Below are 21,190 nucleotides of genomic sequence, written 5' to 3' on the forward strand. Positions count from 1 at the left end.
CTTTATCGGCGCTTGGGTGAAAAGGGAGGAGGGGCGAGGTCTCCCACGGTCTGTACTGCGCTAACAGTCAGAAGCTGGCTTTGTCCCTCCTCCTCCCTTCAAGTCTAACCATACAAGCTGGCTTGCCAGCGATAGGGCCCGAACAGGCCACCTTTCTCTCAAATCAAAAGCCCAACAAATTCAAACCCTTGGCTAACCTCAGCGATTCCCGCTAGCATCCGCCCAATCATTTGCGCCAATAATAAGTTCAAACCCGCAGCGCCCAACCATCGAGGCCAGCATGTACATCTATCGTTTGGTCCTGCTTCTGGTCGTGGGGATCTACCTGTTCTCCCCGGCCATCATGGACTGGTGGATCGAACCGACCGGAGCGTGGTACCGCCCGTACCTGCTCTGGCTGATCCTGATCGTCGTCACCTTCATCCTGCAGAGCCAACGAGATGCCGATGAGCTTTAGCCTGACCCAGATGATCCTGATCAGCGCCGGGTACCTCATGGTGCTGTTCGGCGTAGCCTGGGTCAGCGAGCGCGGGCTGATCCCGCGCGCCATCATTCGCCACCCGCTCACCTACACCCTGTCCCTGGGCGTATACGCCAGCGCCTGGGCGTTCTACGGGTCGGTGGGCCTGGCCTATCAGTACGGCTACGGCTTCCTTGCCTGTTACCTGGGGGTCTCCGGTGCATTCCTGCTGGCGCCAGTGCTGCTGTACCCGATCCTGAAGATCACCCGCACTTACCAGCTGTCGTCGCTGGCCGACCTGCTGGCGTTCCGCTTCCGCAGCACCTGGGCCGGCGCGTTGACCACCCTTATCATGCTGATTGGCGTACTGCCGTTGCTGGCGTTGCAGATCCAGGCGGTGGCCGATTCGATCAGCATCCTTACCGGTGAGCCGGTCAAGGCCCGGGTGGCCTTCGCGTTCTGTGCGCTGATCATTCTGTTCACCATCTTCTTCGGCTCACGGCATATCGCCACGCGCGAAAAGCATGAAGGGCTGGTGTTCGCCATTGCCTTCGAGTCGGTGATCAAGCTGCTGGCACTGGGCGGCATCGGCCTGTACGCCCTGTATGGCGTGTTTGGCGGCCCGCACGAGCTGGAAGTGTGGCTGCTGCAGAACCAGACCGCCCTGGCTGCCCTGCACACCCCGTTGCAGGAAGGCCCGTGGCGCACCCTGCTGCTGGTGTTCTTCGCCTCGGCCATCGTCATGCCGCACATGTACCACATGGCCTTCACCGAAAACCTCAACCCACGCTCGCTGGTCAGCGCCAGTTGGGGCCTGCCGCTGTTCCTGCTGCTGATGAGCCTGGCCGTGCCGCTGGTACTCTGGGCCGGGCTGCGCCTGGGCGCCAGTACCAACCCCGAATACTTCACCCTGGGCCTGGGCATTGCCGCCAACAACCAGGCACTGGCCCTGCTGGCCTATATAGGCGGCCTGTCGGCGGCCAGTGGCCTGATCATCGTCACCACCCTGGCGCTGTCGGGCATGGCCCTCAACCACCTGGTGCTGCCGCTATACCAGCCCCCGGCCGAGGGCAACATCTACCGCTGGCTGAAATGGACCCGCCGCGCACTGATCGTCGCCATCATCACTGCTGGTTTCATGTTCTACCTGACCCAGAACAACCACCAGAGCCTGGCCAACCTGGGCATCGTGGCGTTCGTGGCCACGCTGCAGTTCCTGCCCGGCGTGCTGTCCGTGTTGTACTGGCCGACCGCCAACCGCCGCGGCTTCATCGCCGGGCTGCTGGCCGGCACGCTGGTGTGGATGGTGACCATGCTGCTGCCGCTGCTGGGCAATCTGCAAGGCTTCTATATCCCGCTGCTGGACATGATCTACGTGCTGGACGATACCAGCTGGCACATGGCGGCGATCGCCTCGCTGGCGGCCAACGTGCTGCTGTTCACCCTGATTTCGCTGTTCACCAACGCCAGCACCGAAGAGGTCAGCGCCGCAGAAGCCTGCGCGGTGGACAACGTGCGCCGCCCACAGCGCCGCGAACTGCACGCAGCCTCGCCCCAGGAATTCGCGACCCAACTGGCCAAGCCGCTGGGCGCCAAAGCCGCGCAAAAGGAAGTGGAGCAGGCCCTGCGCGACCTTTACCTGCCGTTCGACGAACGCCGGCCATACGCCTTGCGCCGCCTGCGTGACCGCATCGAGGCCAACCTGTCGGGCCTGATGGGCCCGAGCGTGGCCCAGGACATGGTCGAGACCTTCCTGCCGTACAAGTCCGGTAACGAGAACTACGTCACCGAGGACATCCACTTCATTGAAAGCCGCCTGGAAGACTACCACTCGCGCCTGACCGGCCTGGCCGCCGAGCTCGATGCCCTGCGCCGCTACCACCGCCAGACCTTGCAGGAGCTGCCCATGGGCGTCTGCTCGCTGGCCAAGGACCAGGAAATCCTCATGTGGAACAAGGCCATGGAAGAGCTCACCGGGATTGCCGCCAAGCACGTGGTCGGCTCACGCCTGGTGACCATCGCCGAGCCCTGGCGCGGGCTGCTGCAGGGCTTCATCAACGTGCCCGACGAGCACCTGCACAAACAACGCCTGGCTCTGGATGGCCAGCCACGTTGGCTGAACCTGCACAAGGCGGCCATCGATGAACCACTGGCCCCCGGTAACAGCGGCCTGGTACTGCTGGTCGAGGACCTGACCGAAACCCAGGCCCTGGAAGACAAGCTGGTGCATTCCGAGCGCCTGGCCAGCATCGGCCGGCTGGCCGCCGGCGTGGCCCACGAAATCGGCAACCCGATCACCGGCATCGCCTGCCTGGCGCAGAACCTGCGCGAGGAGCGTGAAGGCGACGGCGAAATCACCGAGCTGTCCAGCCAGATCCTCGACCAGACCAAACGCGTGTCACGCATCGTCCAGTCGTTGATGAGTTTTGCCCATGCCGGTGGCAGCCACCAGAACAGCGAGGAACCGGTGTGCCTGGCCGAAGTGGCGCAGGACGCCATTGGTCTGCTGGCGTTGAACCGGCGTAATTTCGAAGTACAGTTCTTCAACCTCTGCGACCCCGACCATTGGGTAGAAGGCGACCCGCAGCGCCTGGCCCAGGTGCTGATCAACCTGCTTTCCAACGCCCGCGACGCCTCGCCGCCCGGCAGCGCAGTGCGCGTGCGCAGCGAGGTGAGCGAGCACACCGTCGACCTGATCGTCGAGGACGAGGGCAGCGGCATCCCGAAGAACATCCAGGACCGTCTGTTCGAGCCGTTCTTCACCACCAAGGACCCCGGCGAGGGAACCGGACTGGGCCTCGCTCTGGTCTATTCCATCGTGGAAGAGCATTATGGGCAAATCACCATCGACAGCCCGGCCGACATCGAACGGCAACGTGGCACCCGGATCCGCGTGACCCTGCCCCGGCATGTCGTAGCGACGTCCCCTGAAATTCGAGACCGTCGAGAGAATTGAATCAATGCCGCACATTCTGATCGTCGAAGACGAAACCATCATCCGCTCGGCCTTGCGTCGTCTGCTCGAGCGGAACCAGTACCAGGTCAGCGAAGCCGGCTCGGTGCAGGAAGCCCAGGAACGCTTCAGCATTGCCACTTTCGACCTGATCGTCAGTGACCTGCGCCTGCCAGGTGCACCCGGCACCGAGCTGATCAAGCTCGGCCAAGGCACCCCGGTGCTGATCATGACCAGCTACGCCAGCCTGCGCTCAGCCGTGGACTCGATGAAGATGGGCGCGGTGGACTACATCGCCAAGCCCTTCGATCACGACGAAATGCTGCAAGCGGTGGCCCGCATCCTGCGCGACCGGCAGAACGCCCCGGCTGCAGCACCGGCTGCCGAGCCCCGCGCCACCACCGGCAAGGCAGCCCCTGCCGACAAAGCCGCCCCGGCAGCGGCCAATGGCGACATCGGTATCATCGGCTCGTGCCCGCCCATGCAGGACATGTACAGCAAGATCCGCAAGGTGGCCCCTACCGATTCCAATGTGCTGATCCAGGGCGAATCGGGTACCGGTAAAGAGCTGGTGGCGCGCGCCCTGCACAACCTGTCGCGGCGCGCCAAGGCGCCGATGATTTCGGTGAACTGCGCGGCCATCCCCGAAACCCTGATCGAGTCCGAGCTGTTCGGCCACGAGAAAGGCGCGTTCACCGGCGCCAGTGCCGGCCGTGCGGGCCTGGTGGAGGCCGCCGACGGTGGTACGTTGTTCCTCGATGAAATCGGCGAATTGCCCCTGGAAGCCCAAGCCCGCCTGCTGCGCGTGCTGCAGGAAGGGGAAATTCGCCGGGTCGGTTCGGTGCAGTCGCAAAAGGTCGATGTGCGCCTGATCGCCGCGACCCACCGCGACCTGAAGAACCTGGCCAAGGCCGGCCAGTTCCGCGAAGACTTGTACTACCGCCTGCACGTGATCGCCCTGAAGCTGCCCGCGCTGCGCGAGCGCGGCAGCGACGTCAATGAAATCGCCAGTGCCTTCCTGGCCCGCCAGAGTGCGCGCATCGGCCGGGATGACCTGCACTTCTCTGCCGAAGCCGAACAGGCCATTCGTCACTACAGCTGGCCGGGCAACGTACGTGAGCTGGAAAACGCCGTGGAGCGCGCGGTCATTCTCAGCGAGAGCGCAGAAATTTCTGCCGACCTGCTGGGTATCGACATCGAGCTGAGCGACCTGGAAGAAGACGATATTCTCGACAACGCCCTGGCGGTGGCCAGCGCGGCCAGTGCCAGCCACGAGCCGACCGAGGACTTGTCGCTGGAAGACTACTTCCAGCACTTCGTGCTCGAGCACCAGGACCACATGACCGAGACCGAACTGGCCCGCAAACTCGGCGTCAGCCGCAAGTGCCTGTGGGAACGCCGCCAACGCCTGGGCATTCCGCGGCGCAAGAGCAACGCCACCAGCGATAACTGACCTGCTTGGGTGGGAGGTTCCTCCTGCCCCTTCTCTACCAGCCTCACCGGCCTGTTCGCGGGCTTGCCCGCTCCCACAAGCACAGCGCAACCTGGCAGCCACAGTGATCCTGTGGGAGCGGGCAAGCCTGCGAAACGGCCTGCCACCATACCCCAGGTAACACATCTGCTGCCGCAAAAATCTGTTACCCACCCTCTGCGCCGTAACAGTCACCGAGGCGTACGGTAACGAAATTTCCACATTTCGGGCCTGCCACAAACCTGCAGAATCCACCAACCCCTTGATTTTACTGGCTTTTCAAAAGTTGGCACGGCACCTGCTATATCTCTGGTACAAGAACAATAACAAGCACTGCAACTCATAATAAGAACAAGACGAAACGGCTCACGCACAATAAAAACAAGACGGCGGAGGCGCAGCTAACTGATTCTTTTGGAGAGGATGCGTGTTTGGGGCTTGCCCCACGACCAGGCAGAGAACAACAAAAACTGCACTAAAAAGCAGCGCCTGAACTGGTTGGATCAACAGATCAACGTGACATCAGCGGCCAAAGCAATCCGTTTGCTCTTTACCCCCGGTTTGGGGGTCGTCCACAAGCTTCAGGCTTTGTGGGCAGGGCACTCAACAAAAACAAAAAGCCCGGCAAAAAAATAATAAGAGCACGCAACGACACTTCTTGGGGAGCTTAGGCTCCCCTTGTCGTTTCTGCGATTCCCGCAGGCTTCCTGCTACCCGCCTACACCATTCCCTGAGTAAATGCTAGAATCCCCGCCCATCATGCGGCCATTCTCCTATTCTTGGCCGAACATTCCTTCAAACAGTGCATCCCATGCTGAAGAAGCTGTTCCAGTCGTTCCGCCCGCCCGTACCGGGCCAGCACCACAGGCGCACCACGCCTGAGGTGATCAACAAGAGCCAGCACTCGTTGCAGCGCCACCAGTTCAGCCGCCACGCGGTGAACATTGTCGAGCGCTTGCAGGCTGCCGGTTACCAGGCCTACCTGGTCGGTGGCTGCGTCCGCGACCTGATGCTGGGCATTACGCCGAAAGACTTCGACGTAGCCACCAGCGCTACCCCTGAACAGGTCCGTGCCGAGTTCCGTAATGCGCGCATCATTGGCCGCCGCTTCAAGCTGGTCCATGTGCATTTCGGCCGTGAAATCATCGAAGTCGCTACCTTCCGTGCCCCGCATACGGAAGATGACCAGAATGACAGCCACCGTTCGTCGCATAACGCCAGTGGTCGCATCCTGCGTGACAACGTATACGGCACCCTGGAAGAAGACGCGCAGCGCCGCGACTTCACCATCAACGCCCTGTACTACGACCCGGTCAGCGAGCGCATTCTCGATTACGCCAACGGCGTGCACGATGTTCGCAACCGCCTGCTGCGGCTGATCGGCGACCCGACGCACCGCTACCAGGAAGACCCCGTGCGCATGCTGCGCGCAGTGCGCTTCGCGGCCAAGCTGGACTTCGGTATCGAGAAGCACACCTTCAAGCCGATCCGCGAACTGGCCCCACTGCTGCGCGAAATCCCGCCAGCGCGCCTGTTCGAAGAGAGCCTGAAGCTGTTCCTCTCGGGCCAAGGTGCCATCGCCTTTGAAATGCTGGTCGACCTGGAGCTGTTCGAGCCGCTGTTCCCGGCCAGTGCGCACGCGCTGGAAGAGCGCCCGACCTATACCCACACGCTCATCAGCCAGGCACTGAACAACACCGACCTGCGGGTGAAGCAGGGCAAACCGGTAACGCCGGCGTTCCTGTTCGCCGCGCTGCTGTGGCCTGCCCTGCCAGCCCGCGTGCTGCATTTGCAGAGCCAGGGCGTACCCCCGATTCCGGCCATGAATGGCGCAGCCCACGACCTGATCGCCGAGCAATGCGCCCGCATCGCCATCCCCAAGCGCTTCACCCTGCCAATCCGGGAAATCTGGGACATGCAGGAGCGTCTGCCACGCCGCAGCGGCAAGCGCGCCGACATGCTGCTGGACAACCCGCGCTTCCGTGCCGGTTACGATTTCCTGCTGCTGCGTGAAAGCGCGGGCGAAGAAACCGACGACCTGGGGCAATGGTGGACCGATTACCAGGACGCCAACGACAGCGAGCGCCGCGAGATGATCCGCGACCTGGGCAACCGTGACGAAGGCAGCACTGCCGGCCCGCGTAAACGCAAGCGCAGCGGCAGCAAACGCAAGCGCGCTGGCGACGAGGCATTCGAGTGACGACGCGCGCCTACGTCGGCCTGGGCAGCAACCTGGCTGCACCGGCCGAGCAGTTGCGCAGCGCGTTGCAGGCGCTGGACCAGGTCGCGGCCACGCGCCTGGTAGCAGCCTCTGCCTTTTACACCAGCGATTCGCTGTTGCCCGGGCAGCCACGCTATACCAACGCCGTCGCGGCGCTGGATACCCAGCTCGCACCGCTGGCCTTGCTCGATGCCCTGCAAGCCATCGAGAACGACCAGGGCCGGGTGCGCGCGGAGCGCTGGGGCCCACGCACGCTGGACCTGGACATCCTGCTGTTCGGCGACCAGGTGCTCGACGAGCCCCGCTTGAAGGTGCCGCATTACCATATGCATGCCCGCCCCTTCGTACTGTACCCGCTGGCCGAGCTGGTACCGGGCGATTTCCGCCTGGCCGATGGCCGCGCCCTTGCGCAGCTGCTTGAGGCTTGCCCATTCATCGGCCTGGAGCGCTTGTAAACCGGGTGCTCCAGCCCGTTGCACCGACCGGGTAACGCCAGTAACACCCTGATCGTAACAATGCGGTAACAGGGTGATTGACTTCCCCCACCTCGCTCACGACTATAGGCGTCCCGTGTGGCAACTGACTGCCGCATACCCGTATTTAGGCCCGGACGGACCTGTGCCCGAACATCACGCGCGATGATGTGCCGCTCCGGAAGATGACTACACGCGTTGAATGCAGTCGTTTTTTACAGCGCCTGAACGAGGAATTTCCTACATGCCTGAAGTAACCCTGACCACCCTGCATGGCCTCAAGGCCAAGGGTGAAAAAATCACCATGCTGACCTGCTACGACGCGACCTTCGCCAAAGTCGCCAGCCAGGCCGGTGTTGAAGTGTTGCTGGTGGGCGACTCGCTGGGGATGGTCCTGCAGGGCCACGACAGTACCTTGCCGGTCACCACGGCCGACATGGCCTACCATACCGCCAGCGTCAAACGTGGCAATGACGGCGCGCTGATCCTGGTAGACCTGCCATTCATGGCCCATGCCACCCCGGAACAGGCGTTTGCCAACAGCGCCACGCTGATGCAGGCAGGCGCCCACATGATCAAGATCGAAGGTGCCGCCTGGCTGGCAGAAACCATTCGCCTGCTGGCTGAGCGTGGCGTACCGGTGTGTGCGCACCTGGGCCTGACCCCGCAGACCGTCAACGTACTGGGCGGCTATAAAGTGCAAGGCCGCCAGGAAGCCCAGGCCCGGCAGATGCGCGCTGATGCCATTGCCCTGGAACAGGCCGGTGCAGCCATGCTGCTGCTGGAGTGCGTACCCAGCGAACTGGCCGCGGAAATCACCAACGCGGTCGGTATTCCGGTGATCGGCATCGGCGCCGGCAGTGCCACCGATGGCCAGGTGCTGGTGCTGCACGACATGCTTGGCCTGTCGCTGAGCGGCCGGGTGCCCAAGTTCGTGAAGAACTTCATGCAGGGCCAACCGGATATCCACAGCGCCCTCGTCGCTTACGTCGAGGCCGTCAAGCAAGTCAGTTTCCCAGGCAGCGAACACGGGTTCAGTGCATGAATACAGTCAAGACCGTCCGCGAACTGCGCGCAGCAGTAGCCCGTGCCCGCGGTGAGGGCAAGCGCATCGGTTTCGTGCCGACCATGGGCAACCTGCACAGCGGCCACGCGGCCCTGGTCACCAAGGCCGCGCAGCGTGCCGATTTCGTGGTCGCCAGCATCTTCGTCAACCCGCTGCAGTTCGGTGCCAACGAAGACCTGGACAGCTACCCGCGTACCTTGGCCGCCGACCAGGAGCGCCTGCTGCAGGCCGGCTGCAACCTTTTGTTCGCACCCAGCGTGGCAGAGATGTACCCCGACGGCATGAGCGTGCAAACCCGGGTCAGTGTTCCCCAGCTTTCCGAAGGCTTGTGCGGCGCCAGCCGGCCAGGGCATTTCGAAGGTGTGGCCACCGTGGTCACCAAGCTGTTCAACATGGTCCAGCCAGACCTTGCGGTGTTCGGTGAAAAGGACTTCCAGCAACTGGCAGTGATCCGCGCCATGGTCCGCGACCTGAACATGCCGATCCAGATCATTGGCGAGCCTACCGTGCGGGCCGACGATGGCCTGGCGCTGTCTTCGCGTAATGGTTACCTCACGCCCGAGCAGCGGGCCACCGCGCCCGCGCTGTACCGTACGCTGCAGCATATCGCTTCGGCCATTGGCCGCGGGCAGCGGGACTTTGCCGCGCTGGTTACCGAAGGGCAGGCGCAGCTGGCTGCCGCGGGTTTGCGTCCAGATTACCTGGAAGTGCGCCATGCCGTGAGCCTGCGCCCGGCAGTGATCGATGATCGCGACCTTGTGGTGATTGCGGCGGCTTACCTGGGTAACACCCGGTTGATCGACAATCTGTATCTGCACGTGGAAGAGAAAACCGCATAAAGGCCTTGGGGGCTGTTTGCAGCCCCCTCAAAATCCCCGTCCCACAGCCATTCCCAGCGCGTGACCTTTGCCTATAATGATGCAGCCTGAACCCGGCAATGACTGCCGTGTCAAAGGCCTCACCACGCATTAAGGGAACCCCGCGCAATGGCGTATTACCGTACACCCCACGATGTGACGGCGCTGCCCGCCTGGCAGGCGCTTCAGCAACACCGCGACGCCATGCAGAGCTTCAGCATGCGCGACGCCTTCGCCGCCGATGCCCAACGCTTCGACCAGTTTTCCCTTAGCGCTTGCGGCCTGTTCCTCGACTACTCGAAAAACCTGATCACCGAGCAAACCCGCGATCTGTTGGTCAACCTGGCCAATGAAGTGGGCCTGCAGGACGCTATCAAGTCGATGTTCAGTGGCGAAATCATCAACACCTCCGAAGGCCGCCCGGTGCTGCACACCGCATTGCGCCGGCCGGTTGGCGACAAACTCAGCGTCAACGGCGTGAACGTCATGCCGGAAGTACACAAGGTACTCAACCAGATCACCGAACTGGTTGGCCGCATCCATGATGGCCTGTGGCGTGGCTACAGCGAAAAGCCGATCACCGACGTGGTCAACATCGGTATCGGCGGCTCGTTCCTCGGCCCGGAGCTTGTTTCCGAAGCCCTGCTGCCCTACGCGCAGCGCGGTGTACGCTGCCACTACCTGGCCAACATCGACGGCAGCGAGTTCCACGAACTGTCGGCCAAGCTGCGCGCCGAAACGACCCTGTTCATTGTTTCGTCGAAGTCGTTCAACACCCTCGAAACCCTGAAAAACGCCATGGCCGCGCGTACCTGGTACCTGGCCCAGGGCGGTTCGGAGGCCGAGCTGTACCGCCACTTCATTGCGGTTTCCAGCAACAAGGCTGCCGCGGTGGCCTTCGGTATCCGCGAAGAGAACATCTTCCCGATGTGGGACTGGGTCGGGGGGCGCTACTCGCTGTGGTCGGCCATCGGCCTGCCGATTGCCCTGGCCATCGGCATGGCCAACTTCAAGGAGCTGTTGTCCGGCGCCTACACCATGGACCAGCATTTCCAGACCGCGCCGTTCGACAAGAACATGCCGGTACTGCTGGCCCTGCTGGGCGTGTGGTACGGCAACTTCTGGGGCGCCAGCAGCCATGCGATCCTGCCGTACGACCACTACCTGCGCAACATCACCAAGCACCTGCAGCAGCTGGACATGGAGTCCAACGGCAAGAGCGTGCTGCAGGACGGCACCCCGGTCAAAACCGAAACCGGCCCGGTAATCTGGGGTGGCGTCGGCTGTAATGGCCAGCACGCCTACCATCAGTTGCTGCACCAAGGCACCCAGCTGATTCCGGCCGACTTCATCGTGCCGGTCGTGAGCTTCAACCCGGTCGCCGACCATCACCAGTGGCTGTACGCGAACTGCCTGTCGCAAAGCCAGGCCCTGATGCTGGGTAAAACCCGCGAAGAAGCCGAAGCCGAACTGCGTGGCAAAGGGCTGAACGAAGCAGACATCGAAAAGCTGGCCCCGCACAAGGTGATCCCGGGCAACCGCCCGAGCAACACCCTGGTGGTAGAACGCATCAGCCCACGCCGTTTGGGGGCGCTGGTGGCCATGTATGAACACAAGGTGTTCGTGCAAAGCGTGGTCTGGGGCATCAACGCCTTCGACCAGTGGGGCGTGGAGTTGGGCAAGGAGCTGGGCAAGGGCGTGTACCAGCGCCTGGTCGGCAGCCTGGACGACAGCGCCGAAGATGGTTCGACCCAAGGCCTGATCAACTACTTCCGCGGCCGTCATCGCGGGTGATCTCAGGCCTGTGCCGGCCTCTTCGCGGGCGCGCCCGCTCCCACAGACACTGCGCCTCGCTTGCGGGCGGCGCTATTGCTGTGGGAGCGGGCATGCCCGCGAAGCGGCCGGCACAATTTGAACACCTCTCCCAGCTACACTGTCCTATCGAATAGCCGTTGCAGTCCCTCGCCCCTTACAAGAGCAGGACCACCGCCATGTTCGATATCCGCAAATATCCCCAGGCCCTGGCCGTCAGCCAGTCCGCCGCCCTCACACCCGACGACTACCAGCGCCTTTACCGCCAGTCGGTAGAAGACCCCGACGCCTTCTGGGCCGAGCAAGCCAAGCGCCTGGACTGGATCAAGCCGTGGTCAAGCGTGCAGCAGTGCGACCTGCGCTCCGGCGAGGCCCGCTGGTTCGACGGCGCACAGCTCAACGTCAGTTACAACTGCATCGACCGCCACCTGGCCCAGCGCGCTGAGCAGACGGCCTTGCTGTGGGAAGGCGACGACCCTAAAGATGCCAAAGCCATCAGCTACCGCGAACTGCACCGCGAAGTCTGCCGCCTGGCCAACGCCCTGAAGGCGCGCGGGGTGAAGAAAGGCGACCGCGTGTGCATCTACATGCCGATGATCCCCGAAGCAGCGTTCGCCATGCTGGCCTGCACCCGCATCGGCGCTATCCATTCGGTGGTGTTCGGTGGTTTCTCGCCGGACGCCCTGCGTGATCGTCTTCTCGATGCCGACTGCCGTACGGTGATTACCGCCGATGAAGGCGTGCGCGGCGGCAAGCGTATCCCGTTGAAGCAGAACGTCGACAAATCCCTGGCCAGTTGCCCGGCCGTCAGCAGCGTCTTCGTGGTACGCCGTAGCGCAGGCGCGGTGGACTGGGCCGAGGGCCGCGACCTCTGGTATCACGAGGCAACCGAACACGCCGGCGACGACTGCGCCCCCGAGCCCATGGCAGCCGAAGACCCGCTGTTCATCCTCTACACCTCTGGCAGCACCGGCAAACCCAAGGGCGTGCTGCACACCACCGCCGGCTACCTGTTGCAGGCAACCCTGACCTTCAAGGTGGTGTTCGATTACCGCGACGGCGAAGTGTTCTGGTGCACCGCGGATGTGGGCTGGGTGACCGGGCACAGCTATATCGTCTACGGCCCATTGGCCAACGGCGCCATCTCGCTGATGTTCGAAGGGGTACCGAACTACCCAGACACCTCGCGCTTCTGGCAGGTGGTGGACAAGCACCAGGTCAATATTTTCTACACCGCGCCGACCGCGCTGCGGGCACTGATGCGCGAGGGCTCTGGGCCACTGCAGGGCACCTCGCGCAAAAGCCTGCGCCTGCTGGGCAGTGTCGGCGAGCCGATCAACCCGGAAGCCTGGGAGTGGTACTTCGAAGCGGTCGGGCAAAAGCGCTGCCCCATCGTCGACACCTGGTGGCAGACCGAAACCGGCGGCATCATGTTGACCCCCCTGCCCGGCTCGACCACGTTCAAGCCGGGCTGTGCCACCCAGCCCATGTTCGGCGTACAGCCCGCCCTGCTGGATGAAAAGGGCGAGGTGATAGACGGGCCGGGGGCCGGCCTGCTGGTGATCAAGGCCAGCTGGCCCGGGCAGATCCGCAGTGTCTATGGCGACCACCAGCGCATGGTCGACACGTATTTCAAACCCATGCCCGGTTACTACTTCACCGGCGATGGCGCCCGCCGCGACGCCGACGGCGACTACTGGATCACCGGGCGTATTGACGATGTGATCAATGTGTCAGGGCACCGTATCGGCACGGCCGAAGTGGAAAGCGCACTGGTGTTGCATGATCGCGTCGCCGAAGCCGCCGTGGTCGGCTACCCGCATGACCTCAAGGGCCAGGGCGTGTACGCCTTCGTCACGGCCATGAATGGCGTTACACCGGACGAAGCGCTCAAGGCCGAGCTACTCGCCATGGTCAGCAAGGAAATCGGCAGTTTCGCCAAGCCCGAGCTGATCCAGTGGGCCCCGGCACTGCCCAAAACCCGCTCCGGCAAGATCATGCGGCGTATACTGCGCAAGATCGCCTGCAACGAACTGGACAACCTGGGCGATACTTCGACGCTGGCCGACCCCGCCGTGGTGCAGGACCTGATCGACAAACGCCTCAACCAGTAACCGGCGGCCGCTGCTGATGGCCGCCCTGTATCGCAGGTCGCCATGGAAGCCCTACGCCGCCGTATCGAAATCCAGGTCATGAGCCTTACCGGGCTGGCCCTCGGCCAGCTCGACCTGGAGTCCCCCAAGGGTGACCCAGGGCTGTTCGGCCCGCACAGTGTCAGTTGGCAGGTGCATGGCGATTTTCCGAGCATGCTGGTCGGCGGCATCAGCGCACTGATGCTGCAGCTGTTGCATCCGCTGGCCCTTGCCGGCGTCTGGGACCACTCCAACTTCCGCGAGGACTTGCTCGGCCGCCTGCGGCGCACCAGCCAGTTCATCTCCGGTACAACCTTCGGCGCGACGGGTGATGCCGAGTGGCTGATCGAGAAAGTGCGCACCATCCACCTGCAAGTGACCGGCACTGCACCGGATGGCCGGCCCTACGCGGCCAGCGACCCAGCCTTGCTGACCTGGGTGCATGTGGCAGAGGTCAGCAGCTTTCTGGCCGCCCACTTGCGCTACCGTAACCCGCACATGCCGCGCAGCGAGCAAGATGCCTACTACAACGAAATCGCCTTGATCGCCGAGCGCCTTGGCGCCCGTGACGTACCACGCTCGTGCCAGCAGGTGGACGCCTACCTGCAAGCCATGCGCCCGCAACTGCACTGTGATGCGCGCAGCCGGGAGGTCATGCGGATTCTGCTCGACGCCCCTGCCCCCAGCCGCCTGGCTCAACCGGTGGGCAAACTGATGCTGCACGCCGGCATCGACCTGCTGCCTGGCTGGGGCCAGAGCCTGCTTGGCCTGCAGCACCGGCCCTGGCAGCAGCGCCTGATCCGCCTGGGCCTCAAACCCACGGCAGCGCTGCTGCGCTGGGCAATGCGCGACGGCTCCGCGCACCGCGCCAGGCGGCGCATGGGCATCGAGTGAGGGCAACAGGTCGCGCCTGCGGAACTGATTTAACGTGCCATACTCCAAGCACTCCTGCTCAGACCGACGAAGCGACACATGCACAAAGGATTGACTCGCGCCGCTGGCGCCATCGTGGCCCTGGTAGCCCTCTACAGCCTGCTTGGGTTCCTGATTCTTCCCGGCGTGGCACTGCGTATCGCCAATCAGCAATTGACCAAGTACGCTACCGTGCCCGCGCACCTTGAACGCATCGAACTCAACCCCTTCAGCCTTGAGCTGACCATGTGGGGCCTGCAGCTTGGCGAGCCTGGCAAGGAGCAGGTCGGTTTCGACCGGTTGTACGCCAACCTGTCGCTCGACAGCCTGTGGAGCAAGGCCCTGCACCTGGAAGCGGTCGAGCTCGACAAGCCCCGCAACCAGGTCCTGTTCGCCAAAGACGGCACACTCAACCTGACGACGTTGTTCAAGCTGCCGCCGAGCGAAGCCAAGCCCGACGAGCCACCCAGCGACCCCTTCCCGTTGCGTATCGGCAGCATCAAGCTCAAGCAAGGCTTGCTGCACTTCCAGGACATGCGCCCGAGCGAACCCATCGAGTTCCTCTACGACAACATGAACCTGGAGCTGAAGAACCTCAGCACCTTGCCTGACGACAACGCCGACATGACCTTGGTGGCCAACGGCCCCAACGGCGGGCGCATCGACTGGAACGGCACCCTCAGCCTGTCGCCGATCGCCTCGCAAGGCACGCTGAAAGTCACCGACGCCAAGATGAAGCTGTTCTGGCCCTACGTGCGTGATGCCGTGCCCCTGGTGCTGCAGGACGGGCTGGTCAGCCTTCAGACCCAGTACAAGCTCAATCTCGCCAAGCAGACCGAGCTGCTGCTGGACAACGCCACGCTGCGGGTGGCCCCGTTCGCCATCAACGCGCCAGACGGCCGCCCGTTGGCGCGCCTGGCCAACCTGGAGGTGAGCGAGACGACCGTCGACCTGGTCAAGCAACAGGTCAGTGTGGGCAAGCTGCGCAGCGACAAGCTGGAAACCTGGGCAGCACTGGAAAAGGACGGCCAGCTCGACTGGCAGAAGCTGTTCGCCAGCCAACCGGCCAAAGCCACGCCGAAAGAAAAGGCCGAACCGGCTGCCGCCGGCCCTGCGCCTGAGCCGCAATCGGCCAACGAACCGGCCAAGCCTTGGCAGGTATTGCTCAAGAACGTGCAACTGCGCAACTACCTGGTGCACCTGGCAGATCGCAGCCAGAAAGAACCGGTAGCGCTCGATGTCGGCCCGCTGAATGTCGACCTGCAAGGCTTCGACAGCCTCAACCAGTCCCCCTTCACCCTCAAGCTCGATACCGGCGTAGGCAAGCAAGGCAAGCTGCAGGCCGCCGGCCAGGTGAACCTGGCGCCCATCCAGGCCAAGCTCGACGTCAGCACCCGCGACATCGACCTGCGCGTGGCCCAGGCCTACGTCAGCCCGTTCATCCTGCTGGAACTGCGCAGCGGCATGCTCGACAGTGACCTCAAGGTCGACCTGAAGAACACCACGCCACTGGCCTTCACGGTCACCGGCAAGGCCCAAGTCAGCCAACTGCATACGTTGGATACCATCAAGAGCCGGGACTTCGTGAAATGGCAACAGGTCAACGTAGACGGCTTGTCGTATGTGCACGGTGACGCCCTGTCGATCGACAAGGTGACCCTGCAGGAGCCCTACGCGCGCTTCATCATCAACGAAGACCGCACGACCAACGTCAATGACCTGTTGATCCCGCAACCGGCCGGCGCCAAGCCAAGCAGCCCGGCCACAACGGCCCCCGCCAGCAGCAGCAAGCCGCTGGGCATTCATATTGGCCAGGTCGACATCAAGAACGGCTCGGCCAACTTTGCCGACCTGTCCCTTACCCCCAACTTCGCCACCGCCGTGCAGCAACTCAACGGCCAGATCGGCACCATCGACAACCGCAAGCCGGTGCCTGCCAAGGTTGACGTGAAAGGCAAGGTCGACCGCTACGCCCCGGTTACCATCAAGGGCGCCCTCAACCCGTTCAACCCGCTGGCCAGCCTGGATATCGCCACCAGCTTCAAGCGCGTCGAGCTGACCACCTTGACGCCCTATTCCGGCAAATTCGCCGGTTACCGCATTCGCAAAGGCCGGCTCAACCTCGACTTGCACTACCTGATCACCAATGGCCAGCTCAAAGCCGAGAACAAGGTGGTGGTGGAGCAACTGCAGTTAGGTGAGAAAGTCGACAGCCCGGATGCGGTCGACCTGCCGATCCGCCTGGCGGTGGCGTTGTTGAAGGACACTCAAGGCAAGATCTCGATCGAGCTGCCGGTGTCGGGCGACCTCAACAACCCGCAGTTCAGCGTGATGCCGATCGTCTGGCAAACCCTGCGCAACCTGGTGCTGCGGGCAGCCCAGGCGCCCTTCAAGTTCATCGGTGGGCTGATCACTGGCGGCGGTTCGCAAGACCTGGGTAACGTCGCCTTTGCCCCCGGTTCCAGTACCCTCAGTGGCGATGCCCAGGCGGCGCTGGACAAGCTGGCTTCCGCGCTTAAAGAACGCCCGGAATTGCGCCTGGAAATCGAGGGCACCAGCGCCCAGGCCAGCGATGGCCCACTGATTGCCCAGCAACGCCTGGAACGTGAGTATCAGGCCACCTGGTACAAGATATTGCAGCGCCGCGGCGACAAGGTGCCTGCCAATGCCTCGATGCTGGTGGTCGACGACAGCGACAAACCGGCGATGCTCGAAGGCATCTACCGTACGCGCCTGAAGCAACAACCGCCGGCCGAATGGGAGCAACTAAGCCGTGACGAACGCACAGCCAAGTTGCGCGATGCGGTGATCAAGTCGTGGGCGGAGAGTACTGCGTTGTTGCGCACGCTGGGTCAGGAGCGGGCCAGCAGCATCAAGGATTACCTGGTCGACAAAGGCAAGCTGGAAGATGACCGGGTGTACTTCATCGACACCAGCCTGGGCCAGCCCGAGAAAGACGGCCGGGTGGTCACGCCAATGCATCTGGATGCTGAGTAATTAGCAAGCCTGACGCGCACCTGTAGGAGCGGCCTTGTGTCGCGAAAGGGCCGCAAAGCGGCCCCAGTAATTGATAAATCGCTGCTGAAACCCTGGGGCCGCGGCGCGGTCCTTTCGAGACACAATGCCGCTCCCACAGAGGCGGGCGCAGGCTTCAGACCAACCGCTGCCCCGACACCGCCGGGTGATACAGCGGCTGCACCTTGTTCCCCGCCGGGTCCAGCAGGTGGAAGCTGCGCGCGCCATCACCATGGTTGAAAGGCCGGTCGAGCAGGGTCACCCCTCGGGCCTTGAAGTACGCATACCAGGCCTCCAGTTCCTCGACGCTGTCCACGATGAACCCGTAATGGTCCAAGGTCTGCAACCCGTTGGCAGCCCCTGCCCCGCGCCCCAGCGACATGTTGTCATTACCGCAGGTCAGGTACACCAAGTCTTCATTGGCGCGGCTCAGTACTTCCATACCCAGCACATCGACGTAAAAGCGTTCGCACTCCTCAAGGTTGGGTACCAGCAAGGCAATATGGCGCAGGCCATTCAGGCGGCCAGGGCGGGCAGGCAATTCAGACATGGCTAGGCTCCTTTTTGTATACAATTCATTATTGAATTTAAAACAAAAGGAGCGCTTTGTGTATAGCCTGTTCATCAAGACCGGCGTGAAGCCCGGATGTGCCGATGCTTTCCTTAGCGCGATCAAAGTCAATGCCGCTGCTTCGGTGGCCAGCGAGGCGGGTTGCCTGGTGTTCGATGTGTCGCAGGACAAGGTCGATCCGGATGTGATCTACCTGTATGAGATCTACCGCGATGATGCGGCGTATGAGGCGCATACCCAGACCGCCCATTTTCGAGATAGCCGGCCCCTGGTCGAGCCGCTGATCATTGAGCAGGAATGCTTCGAGAGTGGTGTGGTAGCGCGTAATCCGGCTTATTGAATAAAAGGGGCCGCGAAGCGGCCCCTACAGCATTGGGTGGCCAAATCCGTTTGGCCGACGGGACATTCCTTATTCGGCTTTCAGGCCGTCAGCCGAAACGGCCTGTACGCCTTTGATCTTCTTGGCAATGCTGACTGCCATTTCTTTCTGGGACTCAGTCACTTTCATGTCAGACGACAGCGAAACCACGCCTTTGTTGGTTTCTACCTTGATGTCGCTGCCCGGTACGCCTTTCTCGGTCATCAGGTCAGCTTTGACCTTGGTGGTGATCCAGGTATCGGAGGTAGCTTCCTTGGCTTTGGTCACCTCACCGGCCGCCAGCATCATCGGGGCCTGGGTGGTCTGTTGGGCAAAAGCCGCATTAGCCATGGTCAGGGTCAGAGCGGTAGCAGTAGCGGCAGCAATGGCGAACTTCTTCATGTGGGTCACTCCTGTTTTTCGAAAGGTCTGCGCCGTGTGTCCTGGCGTCAGGTATGAAGGTAGTTGCATGCGCTGTGCCAGGTTTTGATTTTCTATTAAAACCTTATAAATCAGTATGTTAGCGATTATGCCAAACGGCAGTAGTCATGCATTTTGCAATCTGCACCTGCAACCTGCATGCAAGATGCAACTCCGCAAAAGGTTCCTGCCCCGGTCAAAAAAAAAGAGCCCCGAAGGGCTCTTCCATTGCTGCGTAGCGGTCGCTTAAACGCCCGAGGCCTTGGCCGCGGCTACGTCCTTGATCGACAGCTTGATACGGCCGCGGTTGTCCACGTCCAGCACCAGTACTTCAACTTCCTGGCCTTCTTTCAGGATATCGGTGACTTTCTCGACGCGCGCATCGCTCAGCATGGAGATGTGCACCAGGCCGTCTTTGCCAGGCAGGATATTGACGAAGGCGCCGAAGTCGACGATACGCTCGACCTTACCGACGTAGATCTTGCCGATCTCGGCCTCGGCGGTGATGCCAAGGATGCGCTGCTTGGCAGCATCTGCCGCTTCCTTGGTTTCGCCGAAGATCTTGATCGAGCCGTCGTCTTCGATGTCGATCGAAGCCTTGGTCTCTTCGCAGATGGCGCGAATGGTGGCGCCGCCTTTACCGATCACGTCACGGATCTTGTCGGTGTCGATCTTCATCGAGATCATGGTAGGCGCGTTGGCCGACAGCTCGGTACGCGACTGGCCAATGACCTGGTTCATCTGGCCGAGTATGTTCAGGCGCGCTTCCAGGGCTTGGCCCAGGGCGATTTCCATGATCTCTTCGGTGATGCCGTTGATCTTGATGTCCATCTGCAGCGCGGTGACGCCTTTGGCGGTACCGGCTACCTTGAAGTCCATGTCGCCCAGGTGGTCTTCGTCACCGAGGATGTCGGTCAGGACCGCGAACTTGTCGCCTTCCTTCACCAGGCCCATGGCGATACCGGCCACTGGCGCCTTCATCGGCACACCGGCGTCCATCAGCGCCAGCGAAGCACCGCAAACCGAAGCCATGGAGCTGGAACCGTTGGATTCGGTGATTTCCGATACCACGCGGATGGTGTACGGGAACACGTCGGCGGCAGGCAGCATGGCCTGGACCGAACGACGGGCCAGACGGCCGTGGCCGATTTCACGACGGCCAGCGCCGCCCATGCGGCCACACTCACCTACCGAGAACGGTGGGAAGTTGTAGTGCAGCATGAAGGGGTCTTTCTTCTCGCCTTCGAGGGTGTCCAGCAGCTGGGCGTCACGGGCAGTACCCAAGGTCGCAACCACCAGGGCCTGGGTTTCACCGCGGGTGAACAGCGCCGAACCGTGGGTTTTCGGCAGCACGCCCACTTCGATGTTCAGCGGGCGAACGGTCTTGGTGTCGCGGCCGTCGATACGTGGCTTGCCGTTGACGATGTTTTCGCGAACGGTGCGGTATTCGATTTCGCCGAAGATGTCTTTTACTTCAGCAGCCGAAGGCTGGCCTTCTTCACCGGAGAACTTGGCAACCGCCTGGTCACGCAGCTCGCCCAGGCGCGCATAGCGGTCGGCCTTGACGGTGATGGTGTAGCCTTGCGAAACCGCTTCGCCGAACTCGGCACGGATGGCGTTGAACAGCTCGGTGTTGGCCACCGCAGGTTTCCAGTCCCAGGTTGGCTTGCCCGCTTCGGCAGCCAGCTCTTTCACGGCCTGGATCACGGCCTGGAACTCGTCATGGGCGAACAGTACCGCGCCCAGCATCTGGTCTTCGGTCAGCTCTTGGGCTTCGGATTCAACCATCAGCACGGCGTCGGAAGTACCGGCAACGACCATGTCCAGGCTGGAGGCAGCCAGTTGCTCGTAAGTCGGGTTCAGCAGGTAGCCGGTGCTTTCGTGGAAGGCCACGCGCGCGGCGCCGATCGGGCCTTCGAACGGAATACCGGAAATGGCCAGGGCAGCCGAGGTACCGATCATCGCAGCGATGTCCGGGTCAGTCTTCTTGCTGGTGGAAACCACGGTGCAGACGACCTGCACTTCGTTCATGAAGCCTTCCGGGAACAGCGGGCGGATCGGACGGTCGATCAGGCGCGAGGTCAGCGTCTCTTTCTCGGAAGGACGGCCTTCACGCTTGAAGAAGCCACCTGGGATCTTGCCGGCGGCGTAGGTCTTTTCCTGGTAGTGAACCGACAGCGGGAAGAAGCCCTTGCCTGGATCAGCCTGTTTGGCGCCTACCACAGTCACCAGCACGGTGACGTCGTTATCGACAGTAACCAGCACGGCGCCGGTTGCCTGACGGGCAATACGGCCCGTTTCGAGAGTGACGGTCGATTGACCGAACTGGAAAGTCTTGATTACCGGGTTCACGGTTTCCTACCTTTTTCAGTGGCTCTTGGGGGAACTGGTTTCTTGCGAATTCTTGGGCAGAACGGGGAATCGGCCCCATTGACCGTCCAGATACAACACGAGGCTGGGAGCCTGGCC

15 protein-coding genes are annotated in these 21,190 nt (G+C 62.4%); 12 read left to right on the forward strand and 3 right to left on the reverse strand.

The features are described from left to right. The first annotated feature begins 280 nt into the window (after positions 1 to 280). The 11 genes from QME24_RS13060 (at position 281) to QME24_RS13110 (ending at position 17,354) form a co-directional block, all read left to right on the forward strand. A complete protein-coding gene (locus tag QME24_RS13060; RefSeq protein ID WP_003250005.1) occupies positions 281 to 457 on the forward strand; it encodes a hypothetical protein in 177 nt (58 codons plus the stop codon). Further along, the gene (locus tag QME24_RS13065; protein ID WP_029886588.1) at positions 441 to 3,416 is read left to right on the forward strand and encodes a sensor histidine kinase; all 2,976 of its coding nucleotides are present in this window, start codon (positions 441 to 443) and stop codon (positions 3,414 to 3,416) included. The genes QME24_RS13060 and QME24_RS13065 overlap by 17 nt, the downstream gene beginning before the upstream one ends. A gap of 4 nt (positions 3,417 to 3,420) precedes the next feature. Continuing rightward, positions 3,421 to 4,866, forward strand: coding sequence for a sigma-54 dependent transcriptional regulator (locus tag QME24_RS13070; RefSeq protein WP_054904430.1), 1,446 nt, complete (start codon positions 3,421 to 3,423; stop codon positions 4,864 to 4,866). 829 nt (positions 4,867 to 5,695) lie between these two features. Then, positions 5,696 to 7,084: a polynucleotide adenylyltransferase PcnB gene (locus QME24_RS13075; RefSeq protein ID WP_009685365.1), complete on the forward strand. Its 1,389-nt coding sequence runs from the start codon at positions 5,696 to 5,698 to the stop codon at positions 7,082 to 7,084. Next, positions 7,081 to 7,560, forward strand: coding sequence for a 2-amino-4-hydroxy-6-hydroxymethyldihydropteridine diphosphokinase (gene folK, locus QME24_RS13080; protein ID WP_009685364.1), 480 nt, complete (start codon positions 7,081 to 7,083; stop codon positions 7,558 to 7,560). The genes QME24_RS13075 and folK overlap by 4 nt, the downstream gene beginning before the upstream one ends. 262 nt (positions 7,561 to 7,822) lie before the next feature. Then, positions 7,823 to 8,623 carry a 3-methyl-2-oxobutanoate hydroxymethyltransferase gene (gene panB / locus QME24_RS13085; protein ID WP_009685363.1) on the forward strand — a complete coding sequence of 267 codons (801 nt, stop codon included), beginning with the start codon at positions 7,823 to 7,825 and terminating at the stop codon, positions 8,621 to 8,623. Then, positions 8,620 to 9,483, forward strand: a complete 864-nt coding sequence (panC, locus tag QME24_RS13090; protein WP_054904429.1) for a pantoate--beta-alanine ligase — start codon at positions 8,620 to 8,622, stop codon at positions 9,481 to 9,483. Before panB ends, panC begins: the two co-directional genes overlap by 4 nt. A 147-nt stretch (positions 9,484 to 9,630) precedes the next feature. After that, positions 9,631 to 11,295 (forward strand): glucose-6-phosphate isomerase, encoded by a 1,665-nt coding sequence (gene pgi / locus QME24_RS13095; protein WP_009685361.1) that lies wholly within the window; start codon positions 9,631 to 9,633, stop codon positions 11,293 to 11,295. Between the two features lie 197 nt (positions 11,296 to 11,492). Further along, positions 11,493 to 13,427 carry an acetate--CoA ligase gene (gene acs, locus QME24_RS13100; protein ID WP_280091269.1) on the forward strand — a complete coding sequence of 645 codons (1,935 nt, stop codon included), beginning with the start codon at positions 11,493 to 11,495 and terminating at the stop codon, positions 13,425 to 13,427. A 42-nt stretch (positions 13,428 to 13,469) separates the two neighbouring features. Then, the gene (locus QME24_RS13105) at positions 13,470 to 14,339 is read left to right on the forward strand and encodes an oxygenase MpaB family protein (protein ID WP_192440993.1); all 870 of its coding nucleotides are present in this window, start codon (positions 13,470 to 13,472) and stop codon (positions 14,337 to 14,339) included. A gap of 78 nt (positions 14,340 to 14,417) precedes the next feature. Further along, positions 14,418 to 17,354 (forward strand): DUF748 domain-containing protein, encoded by a 2,937-nt coding sequence (locus QME24_RS13110; RefSeq protein WP_280091270.1) that lies wholly within the window; start codon positions 14,418 to 14,420, stop codon positions 17,352 to 17,354. Between the two features lie 154 nt (positions 17,355 to 17,508). Here the strand turns inward: QME24_RS13110 and QME24_RS13115 are convergent, their stop codons facing one another. Beyond that, complete coding sequence (locus QME24_RS13115; RefSeq protein WP_029886580.1) at positions 17,509 to 17,922, reverse strand: VOC family protein; 414 nt, start codon at positions 17,920 to 17,922, stop codon at positions 17,509 to 17,511. Positions 17,923 to 17,980: 58 nt separating this feature from the next. On the opposite strand from QME24_RS13115, the gene QME24_RS13120 reads away from it, so the two are divergent. Next, complete coding sequence (locus QME24_RS13120) at positions 17,981 to 18,283, forward strand: putative quinol monooxygenase (protein WP_280091271.1); 303 nt, start codon at positions 17,981 to 17,983, stop codon at positions 18,281 to 18,283. A gap of 69 nt (positions 18,284 to 18,352) precedes the next feature. Here the strand turns inward: QME24_RS13120 and QME24_RS13125 are convergent, their stop codons facing one another. Then, positions 18,353 to 18,703 (reverse strand): BON domain-containing protein, encoded by a 351-nt coding sequence (locus tag QME24_RS13125; protein ID WP_009685355.1) that lies wholly within the window; start codon positions 18,701 to 18,703, stop codon positions 18,353 to 18,355. A 264-nt stretch (positions 18,704 to 18,967) separates the two neighbouring features. Next, the gene (gene pnp / locus QME24_RS13130) at positions 18,968 to 21,073 is read right to left on the reverse strand and encodes a polyribonucleotide nucleotidyltransferase (RefSeq protein ID WP_009685354.1); all 2,106 of its coding nucleotides are present in this window, start codon (positions 21,071 to 21,073) and stop codon (positions 18,968 to 18,970) included. Positions 21,074 to 21,190: the final 117 nt, after the last annotated feature.

Origin of the sequence: Pseudomonas sp. PARCl1 (assembly GCF_947311875.1) — a bacterium.
In the GTDB taxonomy this organism is placed as follows: domain Bacteria; phylum Pseudomonadota; class Gammaproteobacteria; order Pseudomonadales; family Pseudomonadaceae; genus Aquipseudomonas; species Aquipseudomonas juntendi.